The sequence below is a fragment of the Paenibacillus sp. FSL R5-0519 genome (genome assembly GCF_037974275.1).
Taxonomy (GTDB): domain Bacteria; phylum Bacillota; class Bacilli; order Paenibacillales; family Paenibacillaceae; genus Paenibacillus.
This window is the reverse complement of the sequence record NZ_CP150234.1, coordinates 3,929,310-3,944,671: the sequence shown is the minus strand read 5'-3', so window position 1 is coordinate 3,944,671 and position 15,362 is coordinate 3,929,310. Positions and strand designations below refer to the sequence as shown.

12 protein-coding genes are annotated in these 15,362 nt (G+C 47.5%); 9 read left to right on the top strand and 3 right to left on the bottom strand.

The features are described from left to right. Nucleotides 1-72: 72 nt before the first annotated feature. The 4 genes from MKY73_RS17530 (at nt 73) to MKY73_RS17515 (ending at nt 7,147) form a co-directional block, all read left to right on the top strand. Nucleotides 73-1,020, top strand: a complete 948-nt coding sequence (locus MKY73_RS17530; protein ID WP_339302836.1) for a DMT family transporter — start codon at nt 73-75, stop codon at nt 1,018-1,020. Nucleotides 1,021-1,207: 187 nt separating this feature from the next. Beyond that, the gene (locus MKY73_RS17525; protein WP_339302835.1) at nt 1,208-2,239 is read left to right on the top strand and encodes a LacI family DNA-binding transcriptional regulator; all 1,032 of its coding nucleotides are present in this window, start codon (nt 1,208-1,210) and stop codon (nt 2,237-2,239) included. A 245-nt stretch (nt 2,240-2,484) separates the two neighbouring features. Next, a complete protein-coding gene (locus tag MKY73_RS17520) occupies nt 2,485-5,031 on the top strand; it encodes a glycoside hydrolase family 2 protein (RefSeq protein WP_339302834.1) in 2,547 nt (848 codons plus the stop codon). 205 nt (nt 5,032-5,236) lie between these two features. Further along, a complete protein-coding gene (locus tag MKY73_RS17515) occupies nt 5,237-7,147 on the top strand; it encodes an AraC family transcriptional regulator (protein ID WP_339302833.1) in 1,911 nt (636 codons plus the stop codon). A 153-nt stretch (nt 7,148-7,300) separates the two neighbouring features. On the opposite strand, the gene MKY73_RS17510 is transcribed toward MKY73_RS17515, so the two are convergent. Continuing rightward, complete coding sequence (locus MKY73_RS17510) at nt 7,301-9,295, bottom strand: beta-galactosidase (protein WP_339302832.1); 1,995 nt, start codon at nt 9,293-9,295, stop codon at nt 7,301-7,303. Nucleotides 9,296-9,482: 187 nt separating this feature from the next. On the opposite strand from MKY73_RS17510, the gene MKY73_RS17505 reads away from it, so the two are divergent. Then, a complete protein-coding gene (locus MKY73_RS17505; RefSeq protein WP_339302831.1) occupies nt 9,483-10,328 on the top strand; it encodes an AraC family transcriptional regulator in 846 nt (281 codons plus the stop codon). Between the two features lie 136 nt (nt 10,329-10,464). Here MKY73_RS17505 and MKY73_RS17500 read toward each other — a convergent pair whose 3' ends face one another. Next, complete coding sequence (locus tag MKY73_RS17500) at nt 10,465-11,136, bottom strand: hypothetical protein (RefSeq protein WP_339302830.1); 672 nt, start codon at nt 11,134-11,136, stop codon at nt 10,465-10,467. Nucleotides 11,137-11,179: 43 nt separating this feature from the next. Next, nucleotides 11,180-11,701: a hypothetical protein gene (locus MKY73_RS17495; protein WP_339260670.1), complete on the bottom strand. Its 522-nt coding sequence runs from the start codon at nt 11,699-11,701 to the stop codon at nt 11,180-11,182. Between the two features lie 228 nt (nt 11,702-11,929). Between MKY73_RS17495 and MKY73_RS17490 the strand changes: the two genes are divergently transcribed. From MKY73_RS17490 to MKY73_RS17475, 4 genes are all read left to right on the top strand, one after another. Further along, nucleotides 11,930-12,607, top strand: coding sequence for an SOS response-associated peptidase (locus MKY73_RS17490; protein ID WP_091016984.1), 678 nt, complete (start codon nt 11,930-11,932; stop codon nt 12,605-12,607). Between the two features lie 203 nt (nt 12,608-12,810). Then, the gene (locus MKY73_RS17485; RefSeq protein ID WP_339302829.1) at nt 12,811-13,941 is read left to right on the top strand and encodes an NADH-dependent flavin oxidoreductase; all 1,131 of its coding nucleotides are present in this window, start codon (nt 12,811-12,813) and stop codon (nt 13,939-13,941) included. Nucleotides 13,942-14,078: 137 nt separating this feature from the next. Continuing rightward, the gene (locus MKY73_RS17480) at nt 14,079-14,846 is read left to right on the top strand and encodes a DeoR/GlpR family DNA-binding transcription regulator (RefSeq protein ID WP_339302828.1); all 768 of its coding nucleotides are present in this window, start codon (nt 14,079-14,081) and stop codon (nt 14,844-14,846) included. A gap of 21 nt (nt 14,847-14,867) precedes the next feature. Beyond that, nucleotides 14,868-15,326 carry an OsmC family protein gene (locus MKY73_RS17475; RefSeq protein WP_339302827.1) on the top strand — a complete coding sequence of 153 codons (459 nt, stop codon included), beginning with the start codon at nt 14,868-14,870 and terminating at the stop codon, nt 15,324-15,326. Nucleotides 15,327-15,362: the final 36 nt, after the last annotated feature.

Here is a 15,362-nt window from a genome sequence, read left to right as displayed (position 1 = left end):
TACTTGCCAAGGCGAGTTAGTTTGACGCACGATCACACAGCTCAGAATACATAGAATGAAGGTAGAAGCAAGATGAATGGTGTACAGGTTAATCAAGGTCAGGCAACAAGAAGAGCGGACATACAGATGCTGCTCGCAACGGTCATCTGGGGATCATCCTATCTGTTTATGAAATCGGGACTGGAGTCCATGCAAGAATTGAATCTGGTCGCATTTCGTTTTGGCATTGCCTTTATTGCGGCAGGACTTCTTTTTCATCGGCGGTTGTTTAACATGGATCGCAGAACACTTGTGGCAGGCGCTATTATGGGTACAGCTTTATTCGCTGCATTTGTATTCATCACCTATGGTGTGCAACGAACAACGACATCCCAAGCGGGATTCCTCATAAGTTTGGCCGTTATTTTTGTACCGATCCTGACGACGATCCAGCATCGTCGTATGCCGGATAAACGATTGACGCTTAGTATCCTGGTTGCCGTTACCGGGCTTGGCTTGCTGACGCTTCAACATCAGCTTAGTCTGCACACGGGAGATATTCTCTGCATACTAGCAGCACTTGTGTATGCCATCTACATAATGATTGCTGGCAAGTACACACCGAAGCATGATCCGTTAACGTTGGGAACCGTCCAATTGGGCGTTGCAGCAATGTGGGGAATTGCAGCTACATTCATGCTGGAGACGCCACGTATGCCCGATACGGCTGAATCCTGGGCGGCGATTCTCGGCTTAGGTGTATTATGTAGTGGCTTGGGGTATATTTTGCAGACGCTCGCACAACGTCATGCTTCACCGACAAGAACAAGTCTGATTTTTTCACTCGAACCACTGTTCGCAGCGGCCTTTGCATTTACCTTTCAAGGAGAATCGTTAACGTTGCAAGGATATGCAGGAGCAGCGCTGATGTTGGTCGGTGTTCTGATCACAGAGATCAAACTTCCACAGCCTATCTTCTGGCGCCGAAAACGCCCGGTTTTACAGTCGGAACTCGGCGATCAGGGAGCACCAGGCATATAATTAAGGGACAAGGTTCTTTCTTCATCTTTTACAGAAGGTGGGGAGAGGGCTTTTTTTGGTTATGTCGTTCACGTTGCGTAAGAGATAATTGGTGACCTAACAAAAAACAGAATAACATAACCTTGTTTTGTTGATTTTTGTTTTTTATGCTACACTGAATGAAAATTAGGAAAAACGGGTGAGTAGTATGGCCAAAAGAGTAACGATGCAGCAAATTGCGGATGCTGCGGGGGTGTCCAAATTTGCAGTCTCCCGTGCGCTGACGGGCAAGCCTGGTGTGAGTGAACATACACGCGAGATGATCGTCAGAACAGCGGGTCAGCTCGGGTATTTCAGAACTGAACCGAAGCGTTATGCGCTGGAGACACAGATGTCATTGGAGATGAAGCCAGAAGCGAAGCGGCAAGGCACCATATTGATTTTGTTTCCTAACATTCGTTCTCAGAATCGATCCTCCTTGTACTGGGGGCCTGTGTTTGACGGCATTTCTGAGAGGTTGAATGAGAAGGGAATGGATATTTTAACACTGACGGAACCCTCTTCAGATCGAATGTTCTCGGTTCTTAATCCCGAAGCAATCAGTGGAGTCATTACCGTGGGCACCATCTCGACATCGGTATTGCTGGAAATTTACAGACTGCGTATTCCACTGGTCATGGTAGATCATGAAGACCCCGCCGTATACGCAGACTCGGTTTTTACGGACAATATGAAATGTATGAAAGAACTCGTTCTCATGCTTGTTGGAAAGGGGTACAGAAGGTTCCAGTTTGCCGGGCAACTGCCCGATGCGGCAAGTTTTCGAGAACGCTGGCTTGGATATCGTACGGTGCTGGAAGAGAAGCAGGTGGCAGGGGAACAGCAAGAAGGTTTGCTGGGCGCGGAGTACGAACAGATTCGGGGCTCCATTGCCGAAATGAAGCTGGAGGACATCCCTGAAGTCATTGTGTGTGCGAATGATCATACGGCTGTTATCGTGCTTGAGGCACTCCGAAGCCGAGGCATTCAGGTTCCTGAACGCTGTGCCGTGACCGGGTTTGACAATACGCAGACAGATGAACCCATCCTTGCTTCAGTGCATATCAACAAAGAGAATCTGGGCACCAGAGCGGTAGATCAGCTGTTGTGGCGGATTCAGCATCGGGACGAACCTTATGAACGCAAGTTGATCTATTCGGAATTAATTATTCGAGATGAATATAACGCCAGTTTAGAGTGATATGGTAGGACGTATTGAGTCATTGTAAAAACAAGCATCCAGGTAAATAAGTTAAGTGAAGAGACATGGAGCATTAGAGCTTTATGTCTTTTTGACATACAGTAATGGTTTAACAAATTAAGTTACAAAACAGATTGACTAGGAGATGCATATCGTGTTAATTTTGTTTTGTAAGTTATTCGTTTTTATACTAACAAAACCTAACAAAATATTGGTTAACAACTCTAACAACAATGGAGGCTGTCATGAGCACAATACAATCACATGTTTTTCAGAATTGGACGTTCAAGGCTTGCGAAGATCAAGAATGGATGCCGGCTCAGGTGCCCGGCTGTGTGCATACAGATTTGCTGAAGCTGGGCAAGATTCCAGATCCTTTTTATGGAACAAACGAGAAGGAAGTACAGTGGATTGATAAGATAGATTGGGAATATCAGACGGAATTTGACGTGGCCGAAGCGTTGTTCTCCCAGGAACATCTGGAACTGGTGTTTGATGGCCTGGATACATATGCGGATGTGTATGTGAATGAGGTGCATGTGTTGTCCGCAGATAATATGTTCCGAGTATGGAAGGCAGATGTAAAAGCTGTATTAAAGGAGAACGGCAATAACCTTCGAATACGCTTTCGGTCGCCGATTCAGGAAGACCTGCCGAAGCTGGAGAAGCTCGGATATGCGTTGCCTGCATCCAATGATCAGTCCGATGTTGGCGGACTTGGCGATAAGAGAGTAAGTATTTTTGCCCGTAAAGCGCCGTATCACTATGGTTGGGACTGGGGTCCGCGTTTTGTAACGAGTGGGATCTGGCGTGAAGCACGCCTTGAAGGTTGGACACAGGTACGAATCAATGATGTGTATATCCAGCAAAACGAAGTAAGCGCTACCTCAGCTTCATTAACTGCTGTTGTGGAAGTCGAGACATCACAAGCGGTAGATACGATTATTCGTATCGGCGCAGATGGACAGAGATGGGAAAGATCCGTATCGCTACAACCCGGAACTCAGACTGTGGAGATTCCAATCTCCATTGATGAACCGAAACTGTGGTGGAGCCGTGGGCTTGGTGATCCGCATCTGTATACTTTCCTTGCCGAAGTGCTTCAAGGAGAGCGAGCTGTTGCTGAATCTACAGTGAAGACTGGGCTTCGATCCATTCGGCTGGTACGTGACAAAGATGAAGCGGGAGCCTCCTTTTACTTTGAATTAAACGGCGTTGCAGTCTTTGCCAAAGGGGCAAACCATATTCCGAATGATAGTTTCATCACCGAAATTACCCGTGAACGTTATCGTCATGAGATCGTATCCGCAGCCGAGTCCAATATGAACATGCTTCGTGTGTGGGGTGGCGGGATCTATGAGCAAGATGACTTCTATGAACTGTGTGATGAATACGGCATTTTGGTATGGCAAGACTTCATGTTTGCATGCAGCATGTACCCGGGAGACGAAGCGTTCCTGAACAGTGTGAGACATGAGGCGATTGATAATGTGAAACGTCTGCGCAACCATCCAAGTATTGCACTCTGGTGTGGGAACAACGAGATTGATTCGGCTTGGGCTCACTATGTTGAGAATGGTGGCTGGGGCTGGAAAAAGGAATTTACTGCCGAGCAGCGTGAACGCATCTGGGCGGATTACGAAGCCATCTTCCATGATCTGCTGCCAGAAGTGGTTGAAGCGTATGCTCCAGGTGTGGATTACTGGCCTTCTTCACCCCTTGTATCCCTGACAGGGGATGAGAAGCAGCATGCGCACCCGTCCACAGCTGAAGGTGATATTCACTATTGGGGTGTATGGCACAATGTAGAACCGTTCGAAAACTACAACGTGCATGTGGGTCGTTTCATGAGCGAATACGGATTTCAGTCGTTCCCGGAGTACAAATCAGTCCGCACGTACGCGGAAGAAGAGGATCTGGCTCTGGAATCGGAAGTCATGCTCGCCCATCAGAAGAATGGGGCAGGCAATCGTCTGATCAAACAATACATGGATATGTACATGCATGAATCGAAGGATTTTCCATCGTTCCTGTATATGAGTCAGGTACTTCAAGCGGAAGCGATGAAGACCGCGATTGAGGCGCATCGTCGCCGTAAACCATTCTGTATGGGCACACTTTACTGGCAGATGAATGACTGTTGGCCGGTGGCTTCATGGGCAGGTATGGACTATCTTGGTCGTTGGAAAGCATTGCAATATTATGCGAAACGCAGCTTCAGCGATGTGTTGGTATCCGTAGATGGAACCAAGGAAGATACGACAGATATATATATCATCTCGGATCTACTTGAGCCAGTGAAGGGTCAATTGCAGGTTAGACTGATTGGATTCGATGGCACGGTGTATCGTGAAGAAAATCATGAAGTAACAGTGGCTTCGAACTCGGGTCAGCAGGTGTTATCCCTAAGCCAGGCTGAATGGCTGGAAGGACATGATGCAGCAACAACGTTGCTGCGGATTGATCTGAAGCAGAATGACGCAGCGGACATTGTGCAGGAGCATTACTTTGCACCATCCAAAGATCTTGCGTTGAAGCCTGCACACATTAAAGTAACTGAAGTTTCGGATGAGGCTGGTGCCCATCTGGTGCTGGAAAGTGATGTGCTTGCCAAACAGGTATGGATCGCTTCAGAAGCGGAAGGTGTATTCTCGGACAACTTCTTCGATCTCATTCCTGGCATCCCGGTGAAGGTGCAGTTTACTTCCAGAGAAGGGCTGCAATCTGCCGATGCGGCTTCCAATACAGGACTCATTCAGGTTCGTTCCATGGCTGACTTTATCAAACGATAATCAGGCTTAACATCAGGGCGGTTGAGATCTCTCATAAGAGGGATTTCGACCGTTTTTATTTTTGCGGCATCCACCAAAAACGGAGGTAGGCTTCAAAGATGATGCCATCATTGCTATAATTGATAATCATTATCAATTAATAAGTGGGTTTGTAGTCACAATGTGATGAATTGTACATGATCGGCACTTAGGAAAGGGAGTCTATATGGGAATTCAGAATGACATCAAGCTGTGGGATCAGGTACAGGTTCGCGTGCTTGATGTGCGTCTTATATCACTGGAAACCAACGAGTTCATACGTAATTATGTGTTACCGACCAGTACATTTGTGTATGTTCAAGGCAGGGGGCAGGTGTGGCTGGATGAAGAGGTATGGACCACAAGCCAGTTCTTGCTGCTGCACGGAGGAAAAGGAAGGCGTCTGACCCTTGAAGCGACCGGGGTGACAGAGGTGCATCTGATTTTATACAAATCCACGCTGCCATCCAACGTGCTGGTGGAGTACCGAATGATGCTGAACCAGCGCAATCCGTTCGAAGAGTCCTGGGCGACAGCCCCGGATCATGCACTTGAGCTGCGCGAGCTGGTGCGGAATATACATGAATGCTGGTCAGAGCAGGAGCAAGTGGGCAAAATTCAGGTCAAAGTGTACTTCTTTCAACTGGTACAGATTGCATTGTTACAGCGGAGTCGCATGTTTAACGAAGTTCAGCAACCTTCGCTTACCGATCAGGTTTTGCGATATATCAAAGCTCATTATCGGGAATCGATCTCGCTTGATTCGCTTGCCCAGTCCTTGAGTTACAGTCCGCAATATGTATCACGCAAATTCAAGGAGCAGACGGGATGTACACCGACAGAATATGTGATTCGGTTACGAATGGGTGAGGCAAGGAGTTTGCTTGCATCCACGGAAGCTTCATTACAGGAGATTGCTGCGTATGTGGGTTATATGGACCCGTTCTATTTCAATCGCATTTTCAAAAAAGAGACCGGCATTACACCGGGACAATATCGGTTGAAGCAGCAGGAGCATTCGAAATCAGTTTCAAAAAGTGCATTATATGCAACAAATGAATCCATTGTAACGGGCCGGGAGGAACGTTATCCTTTAATTGATGATGATAATCATTATCAATATATTGGAGATGAGGAAATCCATATGTTTAACCATTTCAAATCAGCGATTATGTCGCTTGCGCTTGTACTCACATTGAGTGCTTGTGGAACAGCCCAGCAGGGGGCAGAAACATCCGAGGTCGCGGCTGAACCCGAACAACCGGCAGTAGTAGAAACCAAAATGGTCAAAACGACCTTTGGTGAGGTGGAGATCCCTGCACATCCAGAGCGAGTGGCGGCTATCGATTATCTGGGAACTGTGCTTGCTCTTGGTGTCAAACCGATCGGTGGGGGGCAATTTCTGATGAACAGTCCCTATCTGGAAGGTCACATGGATGGTCTTGCAACGATAGGGGATTCCGTTGAACAATTGATGGAGCTGGAACCGGATCTCATTATTACATTGAATCCCGACAAGGCCGCGTATGAGAAATACAGCAAGATTGCACCAACGGTTTCGATTGCATCCATCACTTTCCCCACACTGAAGGACGAAGTGAACTATTTCGGTGAAGTCCTGGGCAAAGAAGCGGAAGCAGAGAAATGGCTGGCTGATTTCGATGAGGAGATTGCCAAAATCAAGCAGGAGGTCCAGAACGTTGTCCCAGCTGGCGTTACATTCTCCGTGATGCAGGAATATGATCGCCAAGTTTTCATTTTTGGCAATCAGTCAGGCCGGGGAGGACGTAATATCTATGAATTGCTTGGTTTGCAGGCACCAAAGAACATTCCATCCGAGTTGATGCAGGGCGCCTATCATGAATTTTCGATAGAATTGCTCTCCAAATACGCGGGAGATTACATTGTTCTGACAAGCAACTCTCAGCTGAAAGACCTTCAGGCAGATCCGGTCTGGGGTTCATTGCCTGCTGTCAAAAATGGAAGAGTGTACATATGGACAGAAGAACAATCCTGGTTCCGTGACCCCATCGCCTTGCTGAAACAGACACAGGATCTGGCTGAATGGATTATTGGACTTCATACAACGTCTAAATAAGGAACGGTCGTCCTGCCCGCAGTTAAAGGCCCGAGTGCAACGCAAATGCACAGCGGGCCTTTTTCGTTTCATGAAACCATGTATTTTTAATTCATGATGCTTATTGTTTGGAATCATGAAATCATGAAATCATGAAATCATGGAATCTTTGAATTATTGAATTTCCAGGATCTCGATCGCATAACCGTCCAGCTCGAGATGAGGTCCTTTCGGTTTCCCATCCAGTGCACTGGTATATGAAGCATGGAGTTCAATGGAGGCAGGTTCGGGGCTCAGATTCAGAATAAAACGGAACGTTCCATTCGGACCCGAGCGGGTGGTCACCTGTACGCCATGTGACAAAGTCTGAATTCCGGAAAGGTCACAGCCTTCTGCGATGCTTCGCAATAACTGGCTCAAGTACGCTTCTTCCGGCTGGGTTGCCACATAGTAGACCTCACCTTTACCCCAGTGATTCCGGGTGACAGCGGCACTTTCGGCATAAAATTGATCGGCATACACAGCGACCGGCTGTGCCGTGTCCAGTTCCAGTACATCCACCCATTGGGAAGCGTTATATAGACGGCCTTGTTCGTCACGAATCTGAACGGTATCCCCGCCAACAGGATCATACTCCGTAACCCGCACACCACTACAGTCAGATAACAGACCTGGGAGCGGTGCCATGACACAGACGTTATTGTCGTTCTTGACACCCGTGCGATGGGTTAAGACCAAGATGCCTCCGGCTGCTGCAAAGGATTGCAGACATTCTGCTGTAGTCTCATCCAGCAGGTACAGATGCGGAGCAATGATGATTTTATAGCCATCCAGTGGCTCCGAAGGGTGTATAACATCCGTACTGAGGCCCAATTTGGTCAATGCGCGATGCCAGACCTTCATATTTTCGTAGTATTCCATTCCTTCGGCTTGCGGCTGAATCCGAAGGGCGTTCAATTGATCATGCGAATGCAGAATCGCGACTTTATTATGCAATGTTGAACCCTGTAGACGTTCACTGAGTTTGTTCACTTCGGTGCATAGTTGTTGAAATTCCTTAAAACGTCGCCCCGGAACATTGCTGTGATCAATCAGCCCATGCCAGAACTGCTCCGCTCCCACAGCTGCACTCCGCCAGCGGAAATGCACAACCGCATCGGCTCCACGAGCAATCGTCTGCCAAGCGTAAGCACGCAGGAAGCCGGGCTGCGGTGTACGCCACATCGGGAACCAGCATCCCGGAGGGCCGCTCAGCTGCTCCATGATCCAGAAGTTGCGGCGTTTAATGCCGCGTGTCAGATCCAAAGAGAGCGCGCCGCTGTATGGCGCGGTATCTGTTTTGTTCGGTGAAGGGTTCGGATAATAATCAAAAGAAGCGAAGTCCAGCTCCTGACTGATTTTATACTGATCCTCCCTTTGCGGATAACTGTGAAAATTATGGGTGACAAAATGCGCAGGACAATTGCGACGAATAATCTCGACCTGAATATGTTGAAATTCCACAATGGAATCCGATTGAAAACGGGAGTAGTCCAGCAGGAATGAAGGGTTCTGGAACGAGGAGCCTCCATACGGCGGCGTAACCTGTTCCCAATCGCTATATTCACCACTCCAGACGACAGTCCCCCAAGCTTGGTTTAGCTGATCCAGACTGTGGTAGCGAACACGAACCCATTCACGAAAAGCTTCGGCACAAGCGTCGCACTGACAATCCGTGAAGCTGAATTCGTTATCGGTCTGCCAGCCGATGATTGCCGCATGTTCAGCATAGCGCTCAGTCAGTTTTTGCACAATTCTTGCACTGTATGTTCGCATACTGGGACTGTTATAACAGCGATGACCCCGAATGCCTTCGTGATATGGTTGACCATTTGGAAGCAAAGGCAGGACATCAGGACATTTTTCCGTAAGCCAGCGTGGGGGTGTCATGGTTGGTGTACCAATTACAATTTGCAGTCCATGACGATGTAAGGTATCAATCGCTTGATCAAGCCATGCCCATTCAAATTGTCCATCAGTGGGTTCCATTCGGCTCCAGGCGAACTCACCCACACGCACAATGCGCACTCCGCTGTCAGCCATTAAACGGGCATCCTGTTCCCACAGGGAAGGGTCCCAATGTTCTGGATAATAATCCACGCCCATTTGCACGGGAAGGTATGTATTCATATTGTTGTTCTCCTTTAGTATAAGCATCATGATCTTGTGAATTTTGTACGAGTCTATTTCATTGTATACTGGATAATAACAAGGGAATATAACAACATGTTGCTACAGGATATCATGATCTTGCTATTCAGTATCTCCATATCCTATACGTAAACAGGGGGTTGAACATATACGAACACATTGGTTTATGCCTGAGCCGGGATTCGCCGGGTACACTTGTTATCCGCTGGCCTATGGAAGATATCTCGATCCAGAGCATGGGGAGCATCGTCCAGACGGGATACGGGAATACAATCTGCATCTGATTTTCAGTGGACAGGGATATGTCAGATCAGAACAGGGAAACGTGCGGTTGGTGGCTGGTCAAGGTTTCCTATATGCACCAGGACAAGCTCAACATTACTATGCTGATCCCTCGGATCCTTGGGACGTCAGATGGATTCATCTACAAGCCTATGATCTGGAGCGATTGCTGGACCTCCGCAGTCCAGACAAGGTTTGGCTGTTTTCATTTTCGGGATTCGAACGTTTCGAGACGTTGCATGAACAATTATGTCAGCTAGGCAGAACTTATGAGAGTGTTCATGAACCCCGATTGTCTGCTGTCCTGTACGAGTTACTGGCAGAACTTACGAGAAATTCGGAGTCGCTGGCGGGGACTTCTATACTGAGTCATCAGGATACGATTCGTTCAACGGCCGATTACATCCGTCGTCATTGTACGCAGCCGCTCAGTCTTGCCGACATGGCAAATACCGCGGGATACAGTGTGTATTATTTTAATCGCATGTTCAAAAGCATCATGGGGGTTCCCCCGGGCCGATATCTGCTGGATTGCCGTATGCTGTCGGCGAAGAAAAGTCTGGCCGATTCAGATCTGACAGTGAAGCAGATTGCTTCCCAATGCGGATTCACGCACAGCAGTTACTTTATTCGTATGTTCCGGACTTACATTGGAATGACGCCGCAGCAATTCAGGCTGCTCTATAGCTCAGGTAGTGGAGAGGCAGACGCCATATCAGCAGAGGACTGAATCCACATTAAACTCAAAAACCGTGCTGCCCAGTATGCTGAGCGGCACGGTTCTCTTATGCTTATGTATGACTGAACAGTAGAGGGGATTAGCTGCCTGACGCAGATGAAATAGCGTTGTGTTTGCCGTATAAGAGTTATTGGTTCTTCTGTTCGTTTTGGATTTCTTGCAAATCCTCCAGTTGTAGTGTGAGGTTATTCTCGGGGTTTGCGCTCACAATAACTTCGGACTGTGATTGTTGCTGCCCTGGATGATTCGACTTGGCGGCAGGCTTGATCACGTAGAGACTCTGAACGGAGTTAAGCAGACTGGCAGGTGTGTCTTCATACGTTTCGAGGAAAAGCACATAGTCTTTGGTGGGGATCAGCTTGAGATTGTCATCATTAATAATCTCGGTGTTGCCTACTTGTCCGCCAAGTTGCTTCACTTCAAGTTTTTCCCCAGCCGTGTAACTTCCCTTATAGGATTCAGCGACCTGAATGGTGTGGATCGTATAGATTTTGTCAAAAGAAGACGGATCTCCTCCCGGGGTTGATGCGGGATTTAACTCGTTATCATTGGCAGCATCGGTAACCTGTGCGATATCGTTCAAAGCTTCCACACGCGTCTCAATTACACTACCTTTTACAATGGTATTTGCTCTCGCGGACAGGTCGCCAATACTGGAATAACTCGGGTAATCTTCAGAAGAAATAATGGTTATGGGCGCATCGGATGGGGACGCAGCAGGTGTAACAGAAGAACATCCAACAGCAGATAGCATGAAAATGGAAGAGAGAAGCAGTGTTAATACTCGATTTTTGTTCATGGACAGGAATCCTCCTTGGATTTTGGGATGAGATCGTAATGGATTAGTACTTGGATCTTACGTTATTGATATCAAAAGTCTGAGGTTTGGTCATGGAATTGCGGTTGCGGGAGTATGACATAATGGAAGGGCTTGTTGTTGTTGGGTTGTCACCGAGCCAGATGGAGTGACCGAGTTCGTGGACGAATACGCTTTGAATGAAATTGGATAAGTTGGTCGCGTCAGGGGTGATGGTGGATGCATTGAGTTCGATGCGGAAGCTTACGACTTGACTGCCGGATACAGAGGCGTAGTTGACACCATACGCTGTGTTATTGAAGTTTCCTACGGTGATGGTATTAGGGGAATTACTTGTTTTGGTGAATTGAACTTTGGCACCAGCATTGTTCCAGTTCGCAAGGGAAGCGTCCATAGGGGTCTGCCATGCGGAGGTGTAGTTATACGTGCGAATGGGGATGGTGGTGCTGGGATAACCGTAGGTCAGAAAGGTCGCTGCATAGATGGTACTGCCGAACATCGCAATTGCCGAGAACAACATGATGCTCATCAAAAACTTCCTTTTCATACTAAAAACCTCCAATAAATGTATTTTAATCTCTATTATAGTAACAAGGAATAGTTAGATTGAAATGAGTCCGAGGTCATTGTTTTTGTCGTGAAAAACATGAAATAACGCTTGTTCAGACCCGAGTGGTGTCAAAATAAGTCATTTTCTGTTCAATATGCATGCATAATTTCCCTGAAGTTACAAACAATACATCCAACTTCTCACAGGGAAAGGTAGTGCTTGAATATGTGCAACCGTTTTTCATTGGCAGCCGATTTGGACGAAGTCAGAGATCATTTCAAGATTCAGCGAGTGATGTATTATTACAAAAACCGATACAATATCAGCCCAACCCAGCATACGCCGATTATTTTACATCAGGATGGCGAGCGTGTATTGGATGAGTTTCGGTGGGGGTTCATACCATTTTGGGGTCGTGATGCCGTTAACGCGAATCTCATGACGGTGCATGAGAATCCTTCCTATTACAAACTGGTAGAGACCAAGCGCTGCGTCATTCCCTGCAATGGATTATATTACTGGCGGCAAGAGGGCAAGAAAAGTTATGCAGTTCGTGTTGTCATGCCAGATCGCGGTCTGTTCGGCATTGCTGGGTTATACGAGGTGTGGAGAGATACACGTAAAGAGCCGCTTCGTACCTGCACGATGCTTATGACAGGTGCGAACATGGTTACACGCGAGTTTGGCAGTAAAATGCCGGCGATCCTCTCCGAAGAAGAGATCAATACTTGGCTTGACCCGGCGAATACACGGGTGACTCAATTGTTACCGCTATTGAAATCGTATAATAGTACAGAGATGAATCTGTATCCAGTCACCCCAATGGTCGCCAACGATGAACACGACTGTTACGAGTGCGTAGAAGAGATGGATCAGAAGCTGGCTTACGTTCGGAGTTTCTGAACATCCATTGGATAGAGTGAAGGACTTGGGATAGAATGAAGAAGATGAATGGGCTGAGAGTCTGGAGACACTCTGCTCTTTTTTCTTTCTGAAAATGAAAAGTTGCAATTGCAGTCAAACGTAACTATAATCATTACAGTAAGTGAACGCATATATTCATATATCTATTAAAAGAGATATTTATAATCAGGAGGGAACCACGAATGAATCCAAAGTTTAACCAGATGTTTGAACAAGTTTCACTGCCGACTGGTATTACACTGAAAAACCGTATCGTGCTCGCTCCCATGACTCATATGTCCTCGAATGCGGATGGTACCATATCCGACGCTGAACTCGCCTATTATGCACGACGCACCGGTGGGGCTGGCATGTCGATTACGGCTGTAGGGCATGTAACCGAGTATGGCATTGGTTTCCCCGCTCAATTTGGTGTCTATGATGATCGCTTCATTCCTGGTCTGAAGAAACTGGCTGAAACCATGAAACAACAGGGCTCGGTTGCCGTATTGCAAATTTTCCATGCGGGCCGTCTGACGCCTGAACAAGCTGTACCTGCGGGTCAAGTAGTTGCTCCTAGTGCGGTTGCGAGTGAGCGTCCAGGTTCGCCTGAACCAAGAGAATTGACGGATGCCGAGATTACTTCCATTATCAAAGACTTTGGTGAAGCGACACGTCGTGCAATTGAAGCTGGCTTTGATGGTGTTGAGATTCACGGTGCGAACGGTTATCTGATCCAGCAATTCTTCTCCCCTCATTCCAACCGACGTGAAGACCGCTTTGGCGGAAGTGTGGAGAAACGTCTGACATTCCCGCTTGCTGTCGTGGATGAGATTCAGAAAGTGGTTGCCGAACATACCAAACTGCCGTTCATCATTGGTTACCGTTTCTCCCCGGAAGAACCGGAAACACCGGGACTTACAATGGAAGATACGTATGCACTGGTGGATGCATTAAAAGATAAAAATCTCGACTACCTGCACGTTTCCCTGAACGAATTCTGGTCCAAGCCAAGACGCGGCGAAGCCGATACACGTTCAAGAATGGAATTCATCCTGGATCGAGTGAACGGCAAATTGCCTGTGATTGGCGTAGGTGCGATTCATACGGCTGATGAGGCTGCTGAGGCCCTTCAAACGGGAGTACCTTTGCTTGCCATTGGACGTGAACTGATTATTGAACCGGATTGGGTCGAGAAAATCGAGAGCGGACGTGAAGGAGATATTGCAACGATTTTGACGAAATCGGATCAGGAACGTCTGGTTATCCCTGACGGGTTGTGGAATGCAATCATCCACACACCGGGTTGGTTCCCTATGGCAGAAGATAAATAATATACACTTCACAACTGGAATGGAGGGGGCGAAAGCTCCCTCCTTTTGCACATGATCCAAATTCTCCTTGTCATCGCACTGTGGTATGATGGATGGACAGGATCAACTGGATAATCAACGGTTTGGAGTGAAGGAATATGCTCGTAGCTGAACGGTATGAGAAAATAGTGGAATGGGTGGATACGCAGGGCAGCATGCGTGTAACCGAACTTAGTGAGCGCTGCGGGGTGACGGAAGAGACGATACGTCGTGATCTGGACAAGCTCGAACAGGCGGGCAGGCTCAGAAGGTCCCATGGCGGGGCGGTCAGCGTAAAATACAAGGAAGAGTTACAGTCGGAGATTCCTTACCCAGAACGGGCTGTAGCCCATGCAGAAGAGAAGCGCAGAATTGCAAGCGAAGCGGTGAACATGGTGGAATCCGGCGACCGGATCGCCCTGGATGCAAGTACAACGGCTTGGTACATGGCGGCAGGATTGCCTAATATTCCACTGACGGTATTAACTAATTCGATTAAAGTGGCCGCAGAGCTGAGTAACAAGGAGCAGATTCGTGTGATTGCCACAGGTGGGCAGTTGGCTTCGAAGTCACTGTCTTTTGTAGGACCGCTGGCGGAACGTTCGCTTGATGCGTATCATGTCGATAAAGTGTTTTTGTCTTGTAAAGGGGTGCATCTGACTAAAGGCATTAGTGAATCGAATGAATTACAGGCCTTGGTGAAGCAGAAAATGATCCAGATTGCAGATGAAGTCATATTACTTGCCGATTCCAGCAAATTTAATATACAGGCATTTACCAGAGTCGCTGAGATAAGCAGTGTGGCGAAAGTGATTACAGATCAGGGTGTAGATGAAGAGCATGTTAGCGCATTGATCGAGCAAAATATTACGTGTATACGTGTGTAAATCAGAAAGGAATGAAATGTCATGAAACATCCTTTTCATCTGAAAGCGGTATGGAATGGTGGACGTAATAGTGAGGGAACCATCGATGCGGGTGGATTAAAAACGGTCATATCGATTCCACAGGAGATGGGCGGACCCGGTACAGGGACCAACCCGGACGAAATGCTGCTGGGTGCAGCTTCCACCTGTTACCTGATCACACTGGCTGCAATGCTGGAGCGTTCGGATATTACGCCGGATGAATTGACGCTTGAATCGGAAGCAACCGTAGATGTTACGAATAACGTATTTACGTACGAACGGATCGTACATAGACCCCGGATTGTACTCAGCCAGGATGCTTCAGAGGCGGATATGACCAAGGCTGAGCGCTTAGCGCACAAGGCTGAATCATCCTGCATGATCTCCCGAGCAGTGGCAGGTAATGTCCAGATGGAGACACAACCGGTCATTGTTACTACAGGAGCTAACGCGGTGTGATATACTGAAGAATAGACGATTCAAGTTGTCATTTGT